Genomic DNA, 20,194 nt, shown 5'->3' with positions numbered 1-20,194 from the left:
GACAGTTCGCCCGCGGTGGAAGGGACAGGAGCGCCGTCGGGCATGCGGGAGAATGGACGGATGCAGCAACTAGGGAATGATGGGCGGCCCGCGGGCCGGGGTGTGAGCATGCGCATGGGCAGTGCCGGGATGGCAGTCATGCTGGTCGTGTTCCTGGTCGCGGTCGTCTTCGCGGCCAACCAGAACGACGTCATCGGTTGGCTGGTGGTGATCGTCTCCCTCGGTTGGCTCCTGGTCTTCGCCTTCGTGGTCTTCAGCCTGCGTTCGGCGGCACGGAAGGCCGCCGCGCGCCTCCAGGGCCATGCCGGGTTCGGCGCTTCCGGGCCGTCGTCCGCCGTTCCGGCCGCCGTCGACAGGGCACGGGACCTCAAGCTCGACCACAGCTTCAAGATCGTCCAGGTGCAGGTCGGTGTGGTGCGGGAGTACCTCGGCACGGACGACGGCATGGTGGAGCGCGCCCTCGAGACGATCGAGATCACCTCGCACAATGCCCGCTCCATGATGAAGGGATCCACCGACGGCCCCGTCGAGGGTACCGTCGTCGACTGAAGTGCGGCAGCCAGGATGAATCGGAATACCCCGCGGGGTAGGGTGGATAGAGTGAGTCCGGCATCGAATCCTCCGCAGAAACCGCTGCGCATCGCCTCTGTCAACGTCAACGGAATCCGGGCCGCGTACAAGCGCGGCATGCAGGAATGGCTCGACGGCCGGGACGTCGACATCCTCTGCCTGCAGGAGGTCCGAGCGCCCGACGCGATCGTCCGCAGCCTGCTGGGCGACGGCTGGCACATCCTCCACACGGAGGCCGAGGCGAAGGGCCGGGCCGGGGTGGCCATCGCCTCCCGCCGCGAGCCCACGGCCACACGGACCACCATCGGCGACAGCTACTTCGACACCGCCGGTCGATGGGTCGAGGCGGATTTCGAGATCGACGGCGCGAACCTGACGGTCGTGAGCGCCTACGTTCATTCGGGCGACGTCGGCACGCAGAAGCAGGACGACAAGTACCGCTTCCTCGACGCGATGATCGCGCGACTGCCCCAGCTCAGGGACGGTGCGGACCATGCCGTGGTCATGGGCGACCTGAACGTAGGCCACACCCAGCTGGACATCAGGAACTGGAAGGGCAACGTCAAGAACGCCGGCTTCCTGCCCGAGGAACGGGCCTACTTCGACCGGTTCTTGTCGGACGAATGCGGTTTCGTCGACGTGGCCCGGCTCCTCGCGGGCGAGGTGGACGGTCCGTACACGTGGTGGTCCTGGCGCGGCAAGGCGTTCGACAACGACACCGGCTGGCGCATCGACTACCAGATGGCCACCCAGGCCCTCGCGAAGAGCGCGCTGAGCGCCGAGGTCGACCGGGCGCCGAGCTGGGACACGAGGTTCTCGGACCACGCCCCGCTCGTCGTCGACTACCAGCTCTAGGATCCAGGACAGCACCATGACAACTTCCACGCCCGCGCCGGCACGGCGCCAGCGCATCCTCTCCGGCATGCAGCCGTCCGCCGGTTCGCTGCACCTCGGCAACTACCTCGGAGCGCTCGTGCACTGGGTGCGCCTCCAGGAGACGTACGACGCCGTGTTCTTCATCCCGGACCTGCACGCGATCACCGTGCCGCAGGACCCGCAGGAACTGGCGCACCGCACCCGGCTCACCGCCGCGCAGTACATCGCCGGAGGCGTCGATCCGGACGAGGCGACGCTCTTCGTGCAGTCGCACGTGCCCGAACACGCGCAGCTGGCATGGGTGCTCAACTGCTTCACCGGTTTCGGCGAGGCGTCCCGCATGACCCAGTTCAAGGACAAGGCGTCGAGGCAGGGTACGGACGCCGCGAGCGTGGGGCTCTTCACGTACCCGGTCCTCCAGGCCGCGGACATCCTGCTCTACCAGCCCGACGGCGTCCCGGTCGGCGAGGATCAGCGGCAGCACGTGGAGCTGAGCCGCGATCTCGCCCAGCGCTTCAACTCCCGCTTCGGGGAGACCTTCGTGGTCCCGAAGCCCTTCATCCAGAAGGAGTCGGCGAAGATCTACGACCTGCAGAATCCGACGGCGAAGATGTCGAAGTCGGCCTCGTCGGCCGCAGGGCTGATCAACCTGCTGGACGACCCGAAGATCACGGCCAAGCGCATCAGGTCGGCCGTCACCGACGCCGGCACGGAGATCCGCTTCGACACGGCGGAGAAGCCCGGCATCTCGAACCTGCTCGCCATCTACTCGGCCCTGACGGGCAAGGGCATCCCCGAGCTCGAGGCGGACTACGAGGGACGGATGTACGGGCACCTCAAGGTGGACCTGGCCGAGATCGTGGTCGAGGTGCTCACCCCGGTCCGGAACCGCGCCGAGGAACTGCTGTCCGATCCCGCGGAGCTCGATCGCCTGCTGGCGAAGGGAGCGGCCAAGGCACGCGCCCTGGCTGCTCCCACGCTGGCCGACGTCTACGCCCGCGTGGGGTTCCTCCCCGCCGCGGGAGCCCTCTGATCCATGTGCGTCCCGACCGATCGGCCCAGCGGAGCGAGGACAGCCCTGTCCGCGTCCCGGGTCGACGGTAGCTGCGTGGGGATCACCATCCCCATCCCGGAACCGCTCGCCGGCAACCTGGAGTCGTGGCGGGCGTCCTTCGGTGATCCCATGGCCGCGCTGGTACCCCCGCACATCACGCTCATCACGACGACGCCGGCCTCGGACTGGGACGCGACGATCGACCACGTGCGTGCCGTCGCCCGGCGGCAGCGGCCTTTCACGGTCCGGCTGAGCAGCACCGGGTCCTTCAGGCCGGTGTCGCCCGTGGTGTTCCTGAAGCTCGTCGACGGCTTCGACGAGTGCGTCGAGCTGCACTCGAGGCTCCAGGCGGGCCCCCTGGAACGCGATCTCGATTTCCCCTTCCATCCGCACGTCACGGTGGCGCACGATGTCTCCGAGGCCGGGATGGACGCGGCCGTCGAGGAACTCCATGCGTTCGAAGCCTCGTTCGAGGTGCGATCCATGGGACTCTACGAGCACGTGCCGTCGGGGCTCTGGAAGCTGAGGGAGGAGCTGCACTTTGGCGAGGACACTGACGGCTCCCAAGCCGCCGCGGGTTGAGCAGCCCTCTCCGGCGAGCCTGACCGACCTCCACCGCAGGGTGGTCGACGCGCAGGTGCGCGTCGGCCGGCTGACCCGCACCGGACGCGGGGGCTCCGAGCTCCTGCTGGCGAGGGTCGATCTGGCGATCTGCCGGTTCTATACCCTGCGACCCGTGCGGGTCGTCCAGCTCTACTACGAGCGACGAGGTCCGCTGATGGCGGCCGGGCTGGCATACCGCCTGTTCTTCGCGATCGCGGCACTCCTCGTCGTCGGGTTCGCCGCGCTCGGTATCGTCGTCGCGGGCGACGAGAACCTCCGCGAGCTCTCCGTGGACGCCCTCGACCGGGCCGTACCCGGACTGATCGACATGGGGGAGGACGGGCGGGGGCTTCTGACCCCTGCCCGTCTCTTCGATGCCACCAGCGGACTGGGCTGGACGATCGTCGTCTCGTCGGCCGTGATGCTCGTGACGGCACTGGGCTGGATCGGGGGAGTACGCCAGGCGATGCGCGGCATCTTCGCGCTCCAGCCCGTGACGGCGCCCCCTGTCCTGCTCTGGCTGAAGGACCTCGGCACGCTCGCGGTGCTCGGTGTCATCATGCTCGTGACCACGGGACTGGGTATCGTCGCCACCAACACGCTGGACGCACTCCTGGCCCTCCTCGACCTGGCCGCGGTGGGCCAGGTGCTGACGCGGGCGGCAGGGTTCGCCGTGATGATCCTGCTGGACATCCTCGTGGCCGTGGTGCTGTTCCGCTCGGCCTCGGCCATCGAGATGCCGCGGCGGGTCATGCTGGAGGGGGCGATCATCGCCGGGCTCGGGACCACACTGCTACGGACCTTCTCGGCTCAGATCCTCGGCAACTTCGGCAACAACCCGCTACTGCTGTCCTTCGCCGTGATCCTCGCGCTGTTCATCTGGTTCTTCCTCCTCAGCCAGGTGTACCTGCTGGCGACGGCCTGGTGTGCCGTGGGTACGGCCGACGCCGAGACCAGGGCGCAGCGCGAACACCACGCGAAAGCTGGAACCCTGCGCCAGCGAAGCCGCCGGAAGCTCGGCACCGGGAATCCTCCCACCTGACCTGCCCATCCTGCTGCCGGACGGATCGCTCCGTGCCGCGACGTGCAAGGGCACCAGGAAGGGCGGCCCGCTGGTGCGGGCCGCCCTTCCTGGTGTATCGAAGTGCGTGGTCGCTCCTACCGGATGTCAGACCCTGCGGGTCAGGATGGCCTGCTTGACCTCCGAAATGGCCTTCGTCACCTGGATGCCGCGGGGGCAGGCCTCCGAGCAGTTGAAGGTGGTCCGGCAGCGCCAGACGCCTTCCTTGTCGTTGAGGATCTCGAGGCGCATGTCCCCGGCGTCATCACGTGAGTCGAAGATGAACCTGTGGGCATTCACGATCGCGGCCGGCCCGAAGTACTGCCCATCCGTCCAGAACACCGGGCAGGACGACGTGCATGCGGCGCAGAGGATGCACTTGGTGGTGTCGTCGTAGCGGTCGCGTTCCTCGGCGGACTGCAGGCGCTCCTTCGCGGGTTCGTGGCCCTTGCTGATCAGGAAGGGCATGATCTCGCGGTACGACTGGAAGAACGGCTCCATGTCCACGATCAGGTCCTTCTCCACGGGCAGGCCCTTGATGGGCTCCACCAGGATGGGCTTGGACGTGTCGAGGTCCTTCAGCAGCGTCTTGCAGGCAAGGCGGTTGCGGCCGTTGATGCGCATGGCATCTGATCCGCAGACGCCATGGGCGCAGGAGCGGCGGAAGGAGACGGAGCCGTCATGCTCCCACTTGACCTTGTGCAAGGCGTCCAGCACGCGGTCCGTGCCGTACATGGTCAACTGCCATTCGTCCCAGTGGGCCTCGTCCGAGACCTCCGGGTTGTAGCGGCGGACCTTCAGCGTGACGTCGAACGTGGGGATCTCCCCGCCGGCGACGTCCTTGCTGAGCTCGATCTTCGAGGCCGGTTCTTTCTCTACTGTTTCGGTGCTCATCAGTACTTACGCTCCATGGGCTGGTATCGGGTGAAGATCACCGGTTTGGTCTCAAGGCGGACGCCGCTGGTCTCAGTGGCGCGGGGGTCCTTGTAGGCCATGGAATGGGTCATGAAGTTCTCGTCGTCGCGCTCGGGGTAATCCTCGCGGAAGTGGCCTCCACGGGACTCCTTGCGATGCAGTGCCGCCGCCGTCATGACCTTCGCCATGTCGAGGAGGAACCCGAGTTCGACGGCCTCCAGGAGGTCCAGGTTGAACCGCTTGCCCTTGTCCTGCACGGTGATGCGCGTGTAGCGCTCCTCCAGCGTGTCGATCACGCGCAGGGCCTCGAGCAGCGTCTCCTCGGTGCGGAACACCTGCACATTGGCGTCCATCACGTCCTGGAGTTCCTTGCGGATCAGGGCGACGCGCTCACCGCCTTCCGAGCTGCGTGCCCGGTTGAGGAGCTCCTCGGTCTCGACCGTGGGGTTCTCGGGGATCTCCACGAAGTCGGCCGTCAGGGCGTATTCCGCGGCAGCGAGACCCGCGCGCTTGCCGAACACGTTGATGTCGAGCAGGGAGTTCGTCCCCAGGCGGTTCGAGCCGTGCACGGAGACACAGGCGACCTCACCGGCTGCGTACAGCCCGGGAACAACGGTGTCGTTGTCCGCCAGGACCTCCGCCTTGATGTTGGTGGGGATGCCACCCATGGCGTAGTGCGCCGTCGGGAAGACCGGGACGGGTTCCGTGTAGGGCTCCACACCGAGGTAGGTGCGGGCGAACTCGGTGATGTCGGGGAGCTTCGCGTCGATGTGCGCAGGCTCCAGGTGGGTCAGGTCGAGGAGGACGTAGTCCTTGTTCGGCCCGGCCCCGCGGCCTTCGCGGACCTCGTTCGCCATGGACCGCGCGACGATGTCACGGGGGGCGAGGTCCTTGATGGTCGGTGCATAGCGCTCCATGAAGCGCTCACCCTCGGAATTGCGGAGGATGGCACCCTCGCCGCGTGCGGCTTCGGACAGGAGGATGCCCAGGCCGGCGAGGCCGGTCGGGTGGAACTGGAAGAACTCCATGTCCTCGAGGGGGATGCCCCGGCGGAAGGCGATACCCATGCCGTCACCCGTCAGCGTGTGGGCGTTCGACGTCGTCTTGTAGACCTTGCCGACACCACCCGATGCGAAGACGACCGACTTCGCCTGGAAGACGTGCAGCTCGCCCGAGGCGAGGTCGTAGGAGACCACGCCGGCGACGCGCTTCTGGATGCGCGTCACGCCGTCGACGGTGACTTCCTCGTCGACCATCAGCAGGTCGAGGACGTAGTACTCGTTGTAGAACTCGACGTTGTGCTTGACGCAGTTCTGGTACAGCGTCTGCAGGATCATGTGCCCCGTGCGGTCGGCGGCGTAGCAGGAGCGGCGGACGGGCGCCTTGCCGTGGTCACGGGTGTGTCCGCCGAAACGCCGCTGGTCGATGCGTCCCTCGGGCGTGCGGTTGAAGGGCAGGCCCATCTTCTCGAGGTCGAGGACCGCCTCGATGGCTTCCTTCGCCATGACCTCGGCCGCGTCCTGGTCGACGAGGTAGTCGCCGCCCTTGACGGTGTCGAAAGTGTGCCACTCCCAGTTGTCCTCCTCGACGTTGGCGAGTGCCGCGCACATGCCACCCTGCGCCGCACCCGTGTGGGAGCGCGTGGGGTAGAGCTTCGTCAGGACGGCGGTGCGGGCGCGCTGCCCGGACTCGATGGCTGCGCGCATCCCTGCGCCGCCGGCGCCGACGATGACGACGTCGTACTTGTGGACCTGCATGCTGGTCGCTCTTTCTGTTGGAACTGGTGGTGCACGTCGGGCGCGGTGGTGCGCCTGCCGTACGGGAACTGCCGGAGACCGGCAGGTACTACGGTGCGGGGCAGTAGTCCGCGACGTGCGCGACGCCGTCGATGACCGGGCAGGGATCGAAGGTGAAGATCACCAGCGTGCCGAGGACCAGGATGACGACGGTCGCCGTGTACAGGACTCCCTTGAGCCACATGCGCGTGCTGTTCTTCTCGCCGTAGTCGTTGATGATCACGCGGATGCCGTTGGTGCCGTGCAGCATGGCCAGCCACAGCATCGTGAGGTCCCAGATCTGCCAGACCGGGCTGGCCCACTTGCCGGCCACGAAGCCGAAGTCGATCCCCGTGATGCCGTCTCCGGCCACGAGGTTCACGTACAGGTGGACGAGGATCAGCACCAGGAGGATGGCGCCCGAGATGCGCATGAACAGCCAGGCGAACATCTCGAAGTTGCCGCGCGAGGAGGCAGTGCGCGAGTAACCCGGGGCGACGCGGCCCGAGCGGGGGCTTTCAATGGTTGGCGTAGCCATGGGGTACTAACCTCCGAAGACGTGCGAGAGATGGCGGATCGAGAAGGCGATCATGACGACCGCCCAGAGGCCTACGACGCCCCAGAGCATCTGGCGGTGGTATTTGGGGCCCTTCTTCCAGAAGTCCACGAGGATGACACGGATCCCGTTGAAGGCATGGAACAGGATGGCTGCGACGAGCCCGAGCTCCCCGAGGCCCATGATGGGGTTCTTGTACGAGGCGATGACGGCGTCGTAGGCTTCCGGCGAGACGCGGACGAGCGACGTGTCCAGGACGTGGACCAGGAGGAAGAAGAAAATCACGACCCCGGTAATCCGGTGGGCGACCCAGGACCATTGGCCTTCGCGGCCACGGTAGAGGGTGCCTGCTGGTGTCAGTGTCTTCGGCATTGAAATTACCTCCCTGCATCGCATGGGCGTTAGCGCGTTATACGCAGGGATTACGCCGGTGCGACAGCACTCTTCGATAAGAATAATGTAGGCCGGTGACACTCCCCGTTCAATTTAGGGGCGCCTCACCTGTGACCTTGTTAACACCCGCGGGTAGCAGGTGGTTCCGGACCGGCGCTGGACGGCGGCTGAAGGCTCTCTGGATACCGCGAAGCGCGGAATCACGGGCCGAACGGGCCGTCCTCCCCTCCTGATCGTGCGGGAAGCGCTCCTACGGTCCCCTCGTCGGTTACCGTGGAAGCGATGAGTACCGAGAGGGCGGCTGCCCATACCCCTGACAGTGTCCTGGACCGCTTCCACGGCGTCATTCCCGCGGGAGGCACCGGCACCAGGCTGTGGCCGCTCTCGCGTGCTGCCGCCCCGAAGTTCCTGCACGATCTCACCGGTTCCGGCAGCACCCTGATCCGTGCGACCTACGACCGCCTGCGTCCGCTCTGCGACGGGCGCACCATGGTGGTCACCGGCATCGTGCACCGGGGTGCCGTCCTTGCGCAGCTGCCGGAGATCGAGGACATGAACCTCGTGCTCGAGGCCGAACCCAAGGATTCCGGGGCGGCCATCGGGCTCGCCGCGGCGATCCTGCACCAGCGCGATCCGACCATCATCATGGGATCCTTCGCCGCGGACCAGGTCATCGCTCCCGTGGAGGTCTTCCAGGACGCGGTGCGGGAGGCGATCCACACCGCTGCGCGGGGATACATCGTCACGATCGGCATCAAGCCGACCCACGCCTCGACGGGCTTCGGCTACATCCGTGCAGGCGAGCCCCTCGCCGTGGACGGGGCGCCCAGCGCCCGTGCCGTGATCGAGTTCGTCGAGAAGCCCTCGCAGGAGATCGCCGACGGCTATATCGAGAGCGGCAACTACTCCTGGAACGCCGGCATGTTCGTGGCGCCGGTCGACCTCATGCTGAAGCACCTCTCCGCGAACGAGCCGGAGCTCTACGAGGGCCTGATGGAGATCGCCGTGGCCTGGGACACGCCCCGCCGCGTCGAGGTGGCCCGCCGCGTCTGGCCCACGCTTCCGAAGATCGCGATCGACTACGCCGTCGCGGAGCCTGCCGCGGCTGCCGGCGACGTCGCCATGATCCCCGGCGAGTTCAGCTGGGACGACGTCGGCGACTTCGCCGCCATCGGCCGGCTGAACCCCGCCGAGGAGAACAGCGAGCTCACGGTCATGGGGGAGGGTGCCCGCGTCTTCTCCGAGAACGCTTCGGGGATCGTGGTCTCCGACACGAAGAGGGTGATCGCCCTGATCGGCATCGACGACGTCGTGATCGTCGACACCCCGGACGCCCTGCTCGTCACCACGAAGGATCATGCGCAGGAGGTCAAGAAGGCCGTCGAGCGTCTGCGGGCCAGTGGGGACACCGACGTCCTCTAGCCCGTTCGGGTGAGGAGCGGAACGTCCGAGTCGCTGTGTGGGGGCGTCGGCCCCCTGTCGGTAGGCTGAGGGAGTGGAAAAGCCCAGCACCCAGAGCCCGCCGACCGCCCGTGTGGGGGCATCCCTCGAACCGCTGCTCGCCGAGCTGATCGAGATCCGGCGCGACATCCACCGGCACCCGGAGCTGTCCTACAAGGAGCACCGCACCACCGACCTCATCGTCGCCCGGCTCGAGCAGGCCGGACTCGCTCCGCAGCGGCTCGAGGGCACCGGTGTGTTCGTGGACGTCGGGCAAGGACCGCTCCGGCTCGGCCTGCGCGCCGACATCGACGCGCTGCCGATCATCGAGGAGACGGGGCTGCCGTACGAGTCCGCCGCGACCGGCATCACCCACGCCTGCGGACACGACATCCACACCACCGTGATGCTCGGCGCCGCCCTGGTGCTCGCCGACCTCCATGCCCGGGCCCCGTTGCCGGGAACGGTGAGGATCATCTTCCAGCCCGCCGAGGAGATGATGCCCGGCGGCGCCATCGATGTGATCGCCCAGGGTGTCCTCGACGGGCTCCCGCGCATCCTGGCGCTGCACTGCGACCCGAGGATCGACGTCGGCCTCGTCGGCACGCGCATCGGCGCGATCACGTCCGCCTCGGACACCATCCGGGTCGAACTGAGCGGGCGGGGCGGGCACACCTCGCGCCCGCACCTGACCGAGGACCTCGTGTTCGCCCTCGCGGCGATCGCCGTGAACGTGCCGGCCGTCCTGTCGCGCAGGATCGACGTGCGCAGCGCGGTGTCCGTGGTGTGGGGGCAGATCCACTCAGGGTCCGCTCCCAATGCCATCCCCGCCCACGGATTCATGTCGGGCACCCTGCGCTGCCTCGATGCCGAGGCCTGGGAATCCGCGGGCGAGCTGCTCGATCGTGCGGTGCGGGAGGTGGCCGCGCCCTTCGGCGTCGACGTGAAGCTGGAGCACATCCGCGGAGTGCCGCCGGTGGTGAACCAGGAGGCCGAGACCGGGCTCCTGGAAGTGGCGGCCCGCGCCGAACTCGGTCCGGGTGCCGTCGTCCTGACTCCGCAGTCCATGGGGGGCGAGGATTTCGCCTGGATGACCCAGGAAGTGCCCGGAGCGATGATGCGGCTCGGGACGCGCACGCCCGGCGGGGAGACCTACGATCTGCACCGTGGGGACTATGCGCCGGACGAGCGCGCCATCGAGTGCGGGATCCGGGTCATGGTTGCCGCGGCACTGCAGGCCGTGCTGGGCCCGGACTACTGAGCGGAACGCTCCCGCGCACCTCCTCAGTCCGCTGTCCATAACGAAATCCGAACGATCGTTCCCTGCGGGCGGCCCGTGTAGTGTTCCCCGTCACTTGGCCCTTAGGATGTCTCCATACGTGCTGCACCGACGGTGTCGCGGCGCCACGGTCTTTCAGTGAAAACAGTGCCTCGGGTCAATCGTGAACCGTTGATGGACACTCACTGGTATTCGTCCCCGTGGCGCATTTCTTTCCTGGAGGCATTTTGAAGAACTCACTGCGCAGGTTTTCGCGCGGAACCGGCCTGTCCGCCGCCGTTCTCGGCGTATCGGCCCTCGTCCTCTCCGGCTGCGGCGCGCCGCCGGCCGAGGACTCGTCCGGCGGCGGCGCGAGCGCCGAGGCGGGCACCGACTACCTCGGCTGCATCGTCTCCGACTCGGGCGGATTCGACGACCGCTCGTTCAACCAGTCCAGCTACGAGGGACTGAAGAAGGCCGAGTCCGATCTCGGCATCAAGATCAACCAGGCCGAGTCGCAGGCCGAGACCGACTTCGGCCCCAACGTCGACAGCATGGTCCAGGCCGGCTGCGACCTCACCGTCACGGTGGGCTTCCTGCTCGCCGACACCACGAAGGCTGCCGCCGAGCAGAACACGGACGCCAACTTCGCGATCGTCGACGACAACTCGATCGACCTGCCCAACGTCAAGCCCATCATCTACGACACGGCGCAGGCTGCGTTCCTGGCCGGCTACGCAGCGGCGGCGACCAGCGAGTCCGGCAAGGTGGCCACCTACGGCGGCATCAACATCCCGACCGTCACCATCTTCATGGACGGCTTCGCCGCGGGCGTCGAGCACTTCAACGAGGAGACCGGCGGCGACGTCCAGCTCCTCGGCTGGGACAAGGAGAGCCAGAACGGCACCTTCGTCGGCAACTTCGAGGACGCCGCAGCCGGCAAGACCAACACCCAGAACTTCATCAACGAGGGCGCCGACATCATCATGCCGGTCGCCGGCCCGGTGGGTTCCGGAACGCTCGACGCCGTCATCGAGGCCAACGCCGCGGGCAAGGACGTCAAGGCGATCTGGGTCGACTCCGACGGTTACGAGACGGCCGGCAAGGGTGAGGAATTCATCCTCACCTCCGTCATGAAGCTCATGGGCGACGCCGTCGAGGACGTCATCAGCACCGACGTCGAGGGCAACTTCGACAACACGCCGTACGTCGGCACCCTGGAGAACGGCGGAGTGGCACTCGCGCCGTTCCACGACCAGGAGGCCAACGTGCCCGCCGATCTGCAGACCAAGCTCGACGAGCTGAAGGAACAGATCATCTCGGGCGAGATCACGGTCGATTCGGCCGCCAGCCCCAAGTAGTACAGCAGCGCACCGCACACCGCCTTCCTCCCGCGGCTATCCGCCGGGAGGAAGGCGGTTTGCGTTCGTGCCGGATGCGTGCCCCGAAGCCGCAGCCGGTATCCTTTCCGATGACCTCCACGGAGACAACAGAACAGAACAGGCTGGCTGGGTTGTGAAACTCGAACTGATCGGCATCACGAAGCGCTTCGGATCGCTCGTCGCCAACGACTCCATCGACCTCGTGGTGGAACCCGGGCAGGTCCACAGCCTGCTCGGTGAGAACGGGGCCGGCAAGTCCACGCTCATGAACGTGCTGTACGGACTGTACGACCCGACCGAGGGCGAGATCCTCGTCAACGACAAGCCGGTGACCTTCAAGGGACCCGGGGACGCGATGGCTGCGGGAATCGGCATGGTGCACCAGCACTTCATGCTCGTGCCGGTGTTCACCGTGGCCGAGAACGTGGCGCTGGGCAACGAGGCCACGAAGGCGGGCGGCATGCTGAACCTGCAGGAGACGCGCACGCGCATCCGGCAGATCTCGGACCAGTACGGGTTCGACGTCGACCCCGACGCCGTGGTCGAGGATCTCCCGGTCGGAGTGCAGCAGCGCGTCGAGATCATCAAGGCGCTGGTCCGGGACGCCGAGGTGCTGATCCTCGACGAGCCGACGGCGGTGCTGACGCCGAAGGAGACGGACGAGCTCCTCGGGATCATGGCGCAGCTGAAGGCCGACGGGAAATCGATCGTCTTCATCTCCCACAAGCTGCGCGAGGTCAAGGCCGTGTCCGACGTCATCACCGTGATCCGGCGCGGCAAGGTGGTCGGAACGGCCGACCCGAGCGCCCCGACCACCGAGCTCGCGTCCCTGATGGTGGGACGCTCGGTCAACCTCACGCTCGACAAGAAGCCCGCCGCGCCCGGCGAGGTGACCTTCAGGGTCCGGGACCTCACGGTCCAGGCCGCCAACGGCCAGCGCGTGGTGGACGGCCTGAGCTTCGACGTCGCGCAGGGGGAGATCCTCGCGGTCGCGGGCGTGCAGGGCAACGGCCAGACCGAGCTCACCGAAGCGATCATGGGACTCCAGGACCACGTCACGGGCTCGATCACGCTCGGCGGCGAGGAGCTCGTGGGCCGCAGGGTCAAGGACATCATCCGCGCCGGCGTCGGGTTCGTCCCGGAGGACCGCAGCGTCGAGGGGCTCGTCGGCACGTTCTCCGTCGCCGAGAACCTCATCCTCAACCGGTACGACGACGCTCCGTTCGCGCGCGGCCTGTCCATGTCGCCGTCGGCCATCCAGAAGAATGCCGACGAGAAGATCGCCGAGTACGACGTCCGCACGCAGTCCGCCTCCGCTGCGGCCGGCACGCTCTCCGGCGGCAACCAGCAGAAGGTCGTCATGGCCCGCGAGTTCTCGCGGCCGCTCAAACTGTTCATCGCCTCGCAGCCCACCCGCGGCGTCGACGTCGGATCCATCGAGTTCCTGCACCGACGCATCGTGGCGGAGCGCGACGGCGGAACGCCCGTCATCATCGTCTCCACGGAACTCGACGAGGTCCTGGAACTGGCCGACCGGATCGCCGTGCTCTACCGCGGCCGACTCATGGGCATCGTGCCCGGCGACGTGTCGCGCGATGTCCTCGGCCTCATGATGGCCGGCATGCCCGCCGACGAAGCGCTCGCGCAGGCACATGACGTTCAAGGAGGAAACCTGTGACCCCGCAGGACGACCGGCCGGTATCCCCGGCCAACGACGGCGACGCGCGGCCGACCCGCCGGGAAGCGCAGGACAGTGCGCGCCAGGACGAGGTGCGCCTCGAGACCGCCGTCGAGACGGCGGGGGGTGAGCTCCCGCCTCCCGCCGTTCCCGCGACGGCGGCCGGTCCGGGCGCGGATCCCGCACCCGAGTCGACGCTCCTGCAGCGCATCATGACGGGGAACGCGCTCGTCGCCTTCCTATCCGTGGTCCTCTCCCTGATCCTCGGCGGCCTCCTCATCGCGGTGACGGACCAGAACGTGGCGCGGGCGTCGTCCTACTTCTTCAGCCGGCCCCAGGACACCCTCGGCGCGGCATGGGCCGCTGCATCGGGTGCGTACATCGCGCTCTTCCAGGGCTCGGTCTTCAACTTCGAGGGAGACTCCTTCACCCGGATGATCTACCCGCTGACGCAGACCCTGACCGTGGCGACGCCACTCATCTGCGCGGGGCTCGGCGTGGCGCTCGCCTTCCGCGCAGGTCTCTTCAACATCGGCGCGCAGGGGCAGATCCTGATCGGCGCGACCTTCGCGGGCTGGATCGGTTTCACGCTGCACCTGCCCGTGGGCATCCACCTGCTGCTCGTGATCCTCGCGGGCATGGTGGGAGGTGCCGTCTGGGCGGGCCTGGTAGGACTCCTCAAGGCCCGTACCGGTGCACACGAGGTGATCCTCACCATCATGTTCAACTACATCGCGACGAACCTCGTGCTCTACTTCCTCAGCACTCCTGCGTTCCAGCGCCCCGGCTCGACGAACCCGATCAGTCCGCAGCTCGACGCCACGGCCCTGTACCCGCCGCTCCTCGGTCCGGCGTTCCGCCTGCACTGGGGCTTCGTCGTCGCGGTGCTCGCCACCGTCTTCGTGTGGTGGCTGCTCAACCGTTCCACGGTGGGCTTCGAGCTGCGGGCGGTCGGCGCCAACGCGAGCGCGGCCCGCACCGCCGGCGTCAACGTCAGCAAGGGCTACATCCTCGCCATGGCCATCGCCGGGGCGCTCGCGGGCCTCGCGGGCGTGGCCCAGGTGGCCGGGACGGAGAAGGTACTGACATCGGGTGTCGCCGCGAGCTTCGGCTTCGACGCCATCACGGTCGCACTCCTCGGACGCTCCTCGCCGTGGGGCACGTTCGCGGCGGGCATCCTCTTCGGTGCCTTCCGCGCCGGGGGAGTCACGATGCAGGCCTCGACGGGTACGAGCATCGATATCGTCCTCGTGGTGCAGTCGCTGATCGTCCTCTTCATCGCAGCGCCCCCGCTCGTCCGCGCGCTGTTCAGCCTCCCCACGCCCGGCGCCACACGCGCCGGCAAGGGCGGCTCCACGACCCGCACGCCAGCCTCGACCGGAGCAGCAGCATGAGCACAGCAACCACCACGGCGCCCGTCCGCGGCGCAGGTGAGGCGAACGTACGGAGTTGGAAGAATCCGATCATCCTCTCCGTCGTCGCCCTCTTCGCCCTCCTCGTCTTCGCGCTCGGTGCGCCGGGCAACGACGTCACGTTCAGGCTCTCCGAGGAGAACGATCCGATCGTCCTGCCGTCGATCGTGGTCTCCGCCCCGGTGATCGGGTGGATCGCGGCCCTGGCGATGCTCGGCCTCGCCGTCCTCGCCGTCCTCCGCACCCGCTCGGGGCGGAAGGTACCCGCCTGGGCCCTGGCCGTGTTCGCCGTCCTGTTCCTCGTCGCCTTCCTGACGTGGGTCGTCGGCAGCGCACGCACCCCGAACGTCGCCCTCTACGGGCTCCTCGCGGGGTCCGTGACCCTCGCGGTCCCGCTGATCTTCGGTTCGCTCTCGGGTGTGCTCTGCGAGCGGTCCGGCGTGGTCAACATCGCCATCGAGGGACAGCTCCTGTTCGGCGCCTTCGCCGCAGCGGTGGCGGCATCGCTCTCGGGCAGCGCCGTCGTGGGGCTCCTGGCGGCGGCGGTCGCCGGCGTCCTCGTGTCCCTCGTCCTGGCCGTCTTCAGCATCCGGTACGTGGTGAACCAGGTGATCGTCGGCGTCGTGCTGAACGTGCTCGTCTCCGGTCTCACGGGCTTCCTGTTCTCCGCCGTGCTGAGCGAGGACGCGGAACGGTGGAACTCGCCGCCGCGCCTGCCCGTGATCGAGATCCCGCTGCTGGCGGACATCCCGGTGATCGGCCCGATCCTGTTCCAGCAGACCATCGTGGGCTACCTGATGTACGTCGCGGTCGCCGTGGTCTACGTGGCCCTCTACCACTCGCGCTGGGGCCTGCGGACGCGTGCCGTCGGTGAGCACCCGAAGGCGGCGGACACCCTGGGCGTGAACGTCAACCGGATGCGCTTCATGAACGTGCTGCTCGCCGGCGTCGTGGCGGGCATCGGCGGGTCCTTCTTCACGCTCGTGGCCGTGTCGGGGTTCGGCCGCGACATGACGGCGGGCCAGGGCTACATCGCCCTGGCAGCGCTCATCTTCGGGCGCTGGAATCCGATCGGCGCGTTCTTCGCGGCCCTGCTGTTCGGGTTCGCCACCAATCTGTCCAACGTGCTGAGCCTGCTCGGCACGCCGGTGCCGGACCAGTTCCTGCGCATGCTGCCCTACGTGGTGACGGTCTTCGCCGTCGCGGGCCTCGTGGGCCGCTCGCGGGCACCGGGAGCCAGCGGCATCCCGTACATCAAGGGCTAGGAGGCTCAGCAGCATGACCGAGAACAGGATCCTCGAGAACGAGATCCCCTGGGACCAGCTCGCCGCCACGGCGAGGGACGCGATGGGACGCGCCTACGTCCCCTATTCGAAGTACCCCGTGGGAGCTGCGGCACTGCTCGACGACGGCCGGATCATCTCCGGCTGCAACGTGGAGAACGCCTCCTACGGCCTGACCCTGTGCGCCGAGTGCGCCCTCGTCAGCGCGCTGGCCATGAGCGGCGGCGGGCGCATCCGGGCCTTCAGCTGCGTGGACGGCGGGGGCAACACCCTCATGCCGTGCGGGCGCTGCCGCCAGCTGCTCTACGAGTTCAGGGCGCCGGACATGGTGCTCATGACCGGAAGCGGCATCCGCACCATGGACGAGGTCCTGCCGGACGCCTTCGGCCCGCAGCACCTCGCCTGACCCAGGGGTGCGGCCGGACAGGCCGCGCCCCTCCCGTCCGAACCACCGCGACCGTGCGGTTCCCACGAGGAGCCGGACGATCTTCCGAACAACCCGAGGATCCCCCCATGACCGAAGCCTTCGACGCCGTCGACATCATCCGCACCAAGCGTGACAGGGGCACGCTGAGCCCCGAGCAGATCGACTGGACCATCGACGCCTACACGCGCGGCGTCATCGCCGACGAGCAGATGGCGGCCCTCAACATGGCGATCCTGCTCAACGGCATGGACCGGGCGGAGATCTCCCGCTGGACGGCGGCCATGATCGCCTCGGGGGAGCGCATGGACTTCTCCTCGCTCGGCCGCCCGACCAGCGACAAGCACTCCACCGGCGGCGTGGGTGACAAGATCACGCTCCCGCTCGCGCCACTGGTCGCCGTGTTCGGGGTGGCGGTCCCGCAGCTCTCCGGGCGCGGCCTCGGCCACACCGGAGGAACCCTCGACAAGCTCGAGTCCATCCCCGGCTGGCAGGCACACCTCAGCAACGAGGACATGATGCGGCAGCTCGCGGAGGTGGGGGCCGTCATCTGCGCCGCCGGCACCGGCCTCGCGCCCGCCGACAAGAAGCTCTACGCACTGCGCGACGTCACCGGAACCGTGGAGGCCATCCCACTCATCGCGTCCTCGATCATGAGCAAGAAGATCGCCGAGGGGACCGGCTCGCTCGTCCTGGACGTGAAGGTGGGCAGCGGCGCGTTCATGAAGGACCTCGACCAGGCGCGCGAGCTCGCCGAGACCATGGTGGCGCTCGGCAAGGACGCCGGCGTCAACACCGTGGCGCTCCTCACCGACATGAGCACCCCGCTCGGCCTCACCGCCGGCAATGCCATCGAGGTCGAGGAATCCGTGGAGGTGCTCGCGGGCGGGGGGCCTGCCGACGTCGTCGAGCTCACAGTGCGCCTCGCGGAGGAGATGCTGGCCTGCGCCGGAGTGCACGACGCCGATCCCGCGGCCGCGCTGAGGGACGGCCGCGCGATGGACGTCTGGAACAGGATGATCGAGGCGCAGGGCGGGGATCCCCGCGCCACCCTGCCGGTCGCGAAGGAGTCCGAGGTCCTCCTGGCGCCGGCCGACGGCGTCCTCGTGGGACTCGACGCGCTGTCGGTCGGCATCGCGGCGTGGCGTCTCGGCGCCGGGCGTGCCCGCAAGGAGGACCAGGTGCAGGCCGGCGCGGGCGTGCGGCTGCACGCGAAGCCCGGCGCCCACGTGCGGGCCGGCGAGCCGCTCATGACGCTGCTCACCGACACCCCGGACAAGTTCGACCGGGCCCGCGAGGCCCTGACCGACGCCGTCGTGATCGCTCCGCAAGGATCCCGCCCGGCGCATCAGCTCATCATCGACCGGATCGCCTAGCCGACCGGTCCGTGATGGGGGGACCCCTAGGGGCACGGCCGGCGGCCCTCATCCCATGGGGTGAGGCCCGCCGGGGCGCAGGTCGCCCACAGGGGCGACGACCCGCCCGGCGGCCCGCCGGTAGCGTCGGGGGCAGACGCAGGGCGACGCATGGCGGTCCGACCGGAACCGCGGCCCGCCGGCGTCGGGCCTCGGCTGACGCTTCCGTTCCCACCCAGGGGAAGCGGAGGCGCGGGGCGGACGAGCGGAGGAGCCCCGGATGGACGCGATCACCAGCGCACTCGACGGCATCAGCGGGTTCGTGCTCGCCGCTGCCGAGCAACCCTGGGTGTACGTCCTGGTCCTCGTCTGCTGCGTGGTGGACGGGTTCTTCCCGCCGTTCCCCAGCGAATCCGTCGTCGTGGGGCTCGCGTCCCTCGTGATCACGCAGGGCGTCCCGAACCCGTGGCTGCTGATCCTCGTCGCAGCCCTGGGCGCGTTCGTCGGCGACAACGTCGCCTACGGCATCGGCCGGGGGATCGGCACCACCCGGTTCCGCTGGATGAGGCGGCCCCGGGTGGAGCGGTCCTTCAGCTGGGCGGGCAACGAACTCTCGAAAAGGGCCGCGTCGCTGATCCTCGTGGCACGCTTCATCCCGATCGGGCGCGTGGCCGTCAACCTGACGGCCGGGGCCACCGGCTACTCGCGGCGCCGCTTCGTGGCCCTCACGGCCCTCTCGGGGGCGGTGTGGGCGGGCTACTCCGTGGGCATCGGCGCCGTCGCCGGGACCTGGTTCCAGCACAATCACCTGCTCGGTGTCGCCGTGGCCGTCGGGATCGCCGTCGGAATCGGCTGCGTGGTGGACCGCGTGATCGCGCTGGTCCGGGGGTCGACGCCGCTCCGGGCCTCGCCCGAGGAACTCCAGGAGGAGCCCGGGCCGGTCCGGGAGACCAGCCCGTCCTGAAGCGCATCGCGTAGGCTTGGCAGTGTGACCCAGAGCCAGAACGACGCCGTCCCCGACGCTGCCATCGACATCCAGACCCTGCCGAAGATCTCGCTGCACGACCACCTCGACGGCGGCCTGCGGCCGGCCACCATCCTCGAACTCGCCGCGGAGATCGGCCACGAGCCGCCGGCATCGGACGCCGAGTCCCTCGGGCGCTGGTTCCGCGAGTCCGCGGACTCCGGTTCACTCGAGCGGTACCTCGAGACCTTCGACCACACCATCGCCGTCATGCAGACGCGCGAGGGCCTCATCCGGGTGGCCAGGGAGTTCGTGGAGGACCTGGCGCTCGACGGCGTGGTCTACGGCGAGGTGCGCTGGGCACCCGAGCAGCACACGCAGAAGGGGCTGACGCTCGACGAGGCCGTCGAGGCCGTGCAGGAGGGCCTGGAGGCGGGCGCAGCAGCGGCCATCGCCGCCGGACGCCTCATCCAGGTGGGCCAGCTCATCACCGCCATGCGCCACGCCGATCGCGGCCAGGAGATCGCGGAGCTCGCCGTACGCCACCGTGATCGCGGCGCCGTCGGCTTCGACATCGCCGGAGCGGAGAACGGCTTCCTGCCGTCGCGCTTCGCGGACGCGTTCACGTACCTCGCTTCCGAGCAGTTCCCGGTGACCGTGCATGCGGGTGAGGCAGCCGGGCTGGAGAGCATCCAGGATGCGCTCGTGGCGGGCCGGGCCCTGCGCCTCGGTCACGGTGTCCGCATCGCCGAGGACATCGAGATCGAGGAATCCCCGGACGAGGAGGCGGCGGACGGCGAGGAAATCGGCATCGCGAACCTGGGCCGCATCGCCTCGTGGGTCCGCGACCGGGGCATCCCGCTCGAGCTGTGCCCGTCGTCGAACCTGCAGACCGGGGCCATCGAGGCCTTCGGGAACACGATCGATGCCCACCCCTTCGACCTGCTGTACCAGCTCGGCTTCAAGGTCACCGTGAACACGGACAACCGGTTGATGAGCGGCGTGACCCTGACGGGCGAGTTCGAGCTGCTCGTCGACACCTTCGGCTACGACCTGGGCGACCTGCTGGAGCTCACGCTCAATGCCGTCGACGCCGCCTTCCTGCCGCTCGAGGACCGCGAGGCGCTCGCCGAGCACGTCACCGTCAGCTTCGACCGGGCTGCCGACCAGGCGTCCGCCTGACGGACGCAGGAGCG

19 protein-coding genes are annotated in these 20,194 nt (G+C 68.5%); 15 read left to right on the top strand and 4 right to left on the bottom strand.

Features of this window, described 5'->3' with window-relative positions; genetic code table 11:
* The first annotated feature begins 60 nt into the window (after window positions 1–60).
* The 5 genes from AC1MFI_RS01020 to AC1MFI_RS01000 all read left to right on the top strand — a co-directional run bounded on the left by AC1MFI_RS01020 (window position 61) and on the right by AC1MFI_RS01000 (window position 4,145).
* Window positions 61–549, top strand: a complete 489-nt coding sequence (locus tag AC1MFI_RS01020; RefSeq protein ID WP_479818916.1) for a hypothetical protein — start codon at window positions 61–63, stop codon at window positions 547–549.
* A gap of 42 nt (window positions 550–591) precedes the next feature.
* On the top strand, window positions 592–1,425 hold the full coding sequence (locus AC1MFI_RS01015) for an exodeoxyribonuclease III (protein WP_479818914.1): 834 nt from the start codon (window positions 592–594) through the stop codon (window positions 1,423–1,425).
* 16 nt (window positions 1,426–1,441) lie between these two features.
* Complete coding sequence (gene trpS / locus AC1MFI_RS01010) at window positions 1,442–2,479, top strand: tryptophan--tRNA ligase (protein ID WP_479818912.1); 1,038 nt, start codon at window positions 1,442–1,444, stop codon at window positions 2,477–2,479.
* A gap of 75 nt (window positions 2,480–2,554) precedes the next feature.
* The gene (locus AC1MFI_RS01005) at window positions 2,555–3,082 is read left to right on the top strand and encodes a 2'-5' RNA ligase family protein (protein ID WP_479818910.1); all 528 of its coding nucleotides are present in this window, start codon (window positions 2,555–2,557) and stop codon (window positions 3,080–3,082) included.
* Entirely contained in the window at window positions 3,042–4,145 is a 1,104-nt protein-coding gene (locus AC1MFI_RS01000; RefSeq protein WP_479818909.1) for a YihY/virulence factor BrkB family protein, read from the top strand. Before AC1MFI_RS01005 ends, AC1MFI_RS01000 begins: the two co-directional genes overlap by 41 nt.
* A 126-nt stretch (window positions 4,146–4,271) precedes the next feature.
* On the opposite strand, the gene AC1MFI_RS00995 is transcribed toward AC1MFI_RS01000, so the two are convergent.
* From AC1MFI_RS00995 to sdhC, 4 genes are all read right to left on the bottom strand, one after another.
* On the bottom strand, window positions 4,272–5,057 hold the full coding sequence (locus AC1MFI_RS00995) for a succinate dehydrogenase iron-sulfur subunit (protein ID WP_400484543.1): 786 nt from the start codon (window positions 5,055–5,057) through the stop codon (window positions 4,272–4,274).
* Window positions 5,057–6,835 (bottom strand): succinate dehydrogenase flavoprotein subunit, encoded by a 1,779-nt coding sequence (gene sdhA, locus AC1MFI_RS00990; protein ID WP_479818907.1) that lies wholly within the window; start codon window positions 6,833–6,835, stop codon window positions 5,057–5,059. The genes AC1MFI_RS00995 and sdhA overlap by 1 nt, the downstream gene beginning before the upstream one ends.
* A gap of 88 nt (window positions 6,836–6,923) precedes the next feature.
* On the bottom strand, window positions 6,924–7,391 hold the full coding sequence (locus tag AC1MFI_RS00985) for a succinate dehydrogenase hydrophobic membrane anchor subunit (protein ID WP_479818905.1): 468 nt from the start codon (window positions 7,389–7,391) through the stop codon (window positions 6,924–6,926).
* A 6-nt stretch (window positions 7,392–7,397) separates the two neighbouring features.
* Window positions 7,398–7,781 carry a succinate dehydrogenase, cytochrome b556 subunit gene (gene sdhC, locus AC1MFI_RS00980; protein ID WP_479818903.1) on the bottom strand — a complete coding sequence of 128 codons (384 nt, stop codon included), beginning with the start codon at window positions 7,779–7,781 and terminating at the stop codon, window positions 7,398–7,400.
* A 303-nt stretch (window positions 7,782–8,084) separates the two neighbouring features.
* Between sdhC and AC1MFI_RS00975 the strand changes: the two genes are divergently transcribed.
* The 10 genes from AC1MFI_RS00975 to AC1MFI_RS00930 all read left to right on the top strand — a co-directional run bounded on the left by AC1MFI_RS00975 (window position 8,085) and on the right by AC1MFI_RS00930 (window position 20,180).
* Window positions 8,085–9,224 (top strand): mannose-1-phosphate guanylyltransferase, encoded by a 1,140-nt coding sequence (locus tag AC1MFI_RS00975; protein ID WP_479818901.1) that lies wholly within the window; start codon window positions 8,085–8,087, stop codon window positions 9,222–9,224.
* A gap of 73 nt (window positions 9,225–9,297) precedes the next feature.
* Window positions 9,298–10,503 carry an amidohydrolase gene (locus AC1MFI_RS00970; RefSeq protein ID WP_479818899.1) on the top strand — a complete coding sequence of 402 codons (1,206 nt, stop codon included), beginning with the start codon at window positions 9,298–9,300 and terminating at the stop codon, window positions 10,501–10,503.
* 245 nt (window positions 10,504–10,748) lie between these two features.
* On the top strand, window positions 10,749–11,861 hold the full coding sequence (locus tag AC1MFI_RS00965; protein WP_479818897.1) for a BMP family lipoprotein: 1,113 nt from the start codon (window positions 10,749–10,751) through the stop codon (window positions 11,859–11,861).
* A gap of 154 nt (window positions 11,862–12,015) precedes the next feature.
* Window positions 12,016–13,560 carry an ABC transporter ATP-binding protein gene (locus AC1MFI_RS00960; RefSeq protein WP_479818895.1) on the top strand — a complete coding sequence of 515 codons (1,545 nt, stop codon included), beginning with the start codon at window positions 12,016–12,018 and terminating at the stop codon, window positions 13,558–13,560.
* The gene (locus AC1MFI_RS00955) at window positions 13,557–14,954 is read left to right on the top strand and encodes an ABC transporter permease (RefSeq protein WP_479818893.1); all 1,398 of its coding nucleotides are present in this window, start codon (window positions 13,557–13,559) and stop codon (window positions 14,952–14,954) included. The genes AC1MFI_RS00960 and AC1MFI_RS00955 overlap by 4 nt, the downstream gene beginning before the upstream one ends.
* Window positions 14,951–16,237, top strand: coding sequence for an ABC transporter permease (locus AC1MFI_RS00950; RefSeq protein WP_479818892.1), 1,287 nt, complete (start codon window positions 14,951–14,953; stop codon window positions 16,235–16,237). The genes AC1MFI_RS00955 and AC1MFI_RS00950 overlap by 4 nt, the downstream gene beginning before the upstream one ends.
* A 13-nt stretch (window positions 16,238–16,250) precedes the next feature.
* Window positions 16,251–16,661, top strand: coding sequence for a cytidine deaminase (locus AC1MFI_RS00945; RefSeq protein ID WP_479818890.1), 411 nt, complete (start codon window positions 16,251–16,253; stop codon window positions 16,659–16,661).
* A gap of 107 nt (window positions 16,662–16,768) precedes the next feature.
* Window positions 16,769–18,055, top strand: coding sequence for a thymidine phosphorylase (locus AC1MFI_RS00940; protein WP_479818888.1), 1,287 nt, complete (start codon window positions 16,769–16,771; stop codon window positions 18,053–18,055).
* A gap of 259 nt (window positions 18,056–18,314) precedes the next feature.
* Entirely contained in the window at window positions 18,315–18,998 is a 684-nt protein-coding gene (locus tag AC1MFI_RS00935; protein ID WP_479818886.1) for a DedA family protein, read from the top strand.
* A gap of 24 nt (window positions 18,999–19,022) precedes the next feature.
* Complete coding sequence (locus AC1MFI_RS00930) at window positions 19,023–20,180, top strand: adenosine deaminase (protein ID WP_479818884.1); 1,158 nt, start codon at window positions 19,023–19,025, stop codon at window positions 20,178–20,180.
* Window positions 20,181–20,194: the final 14 nt, after the last annotated feature.

It is taken from the genome of Arthrobacter sp. BC5 (genome assembly GCF_056680255.1).
Note: the sequence above shows the minus strand (reverse complement) of the source record. Positions and strands in the feature narration are given on the sequence as shown.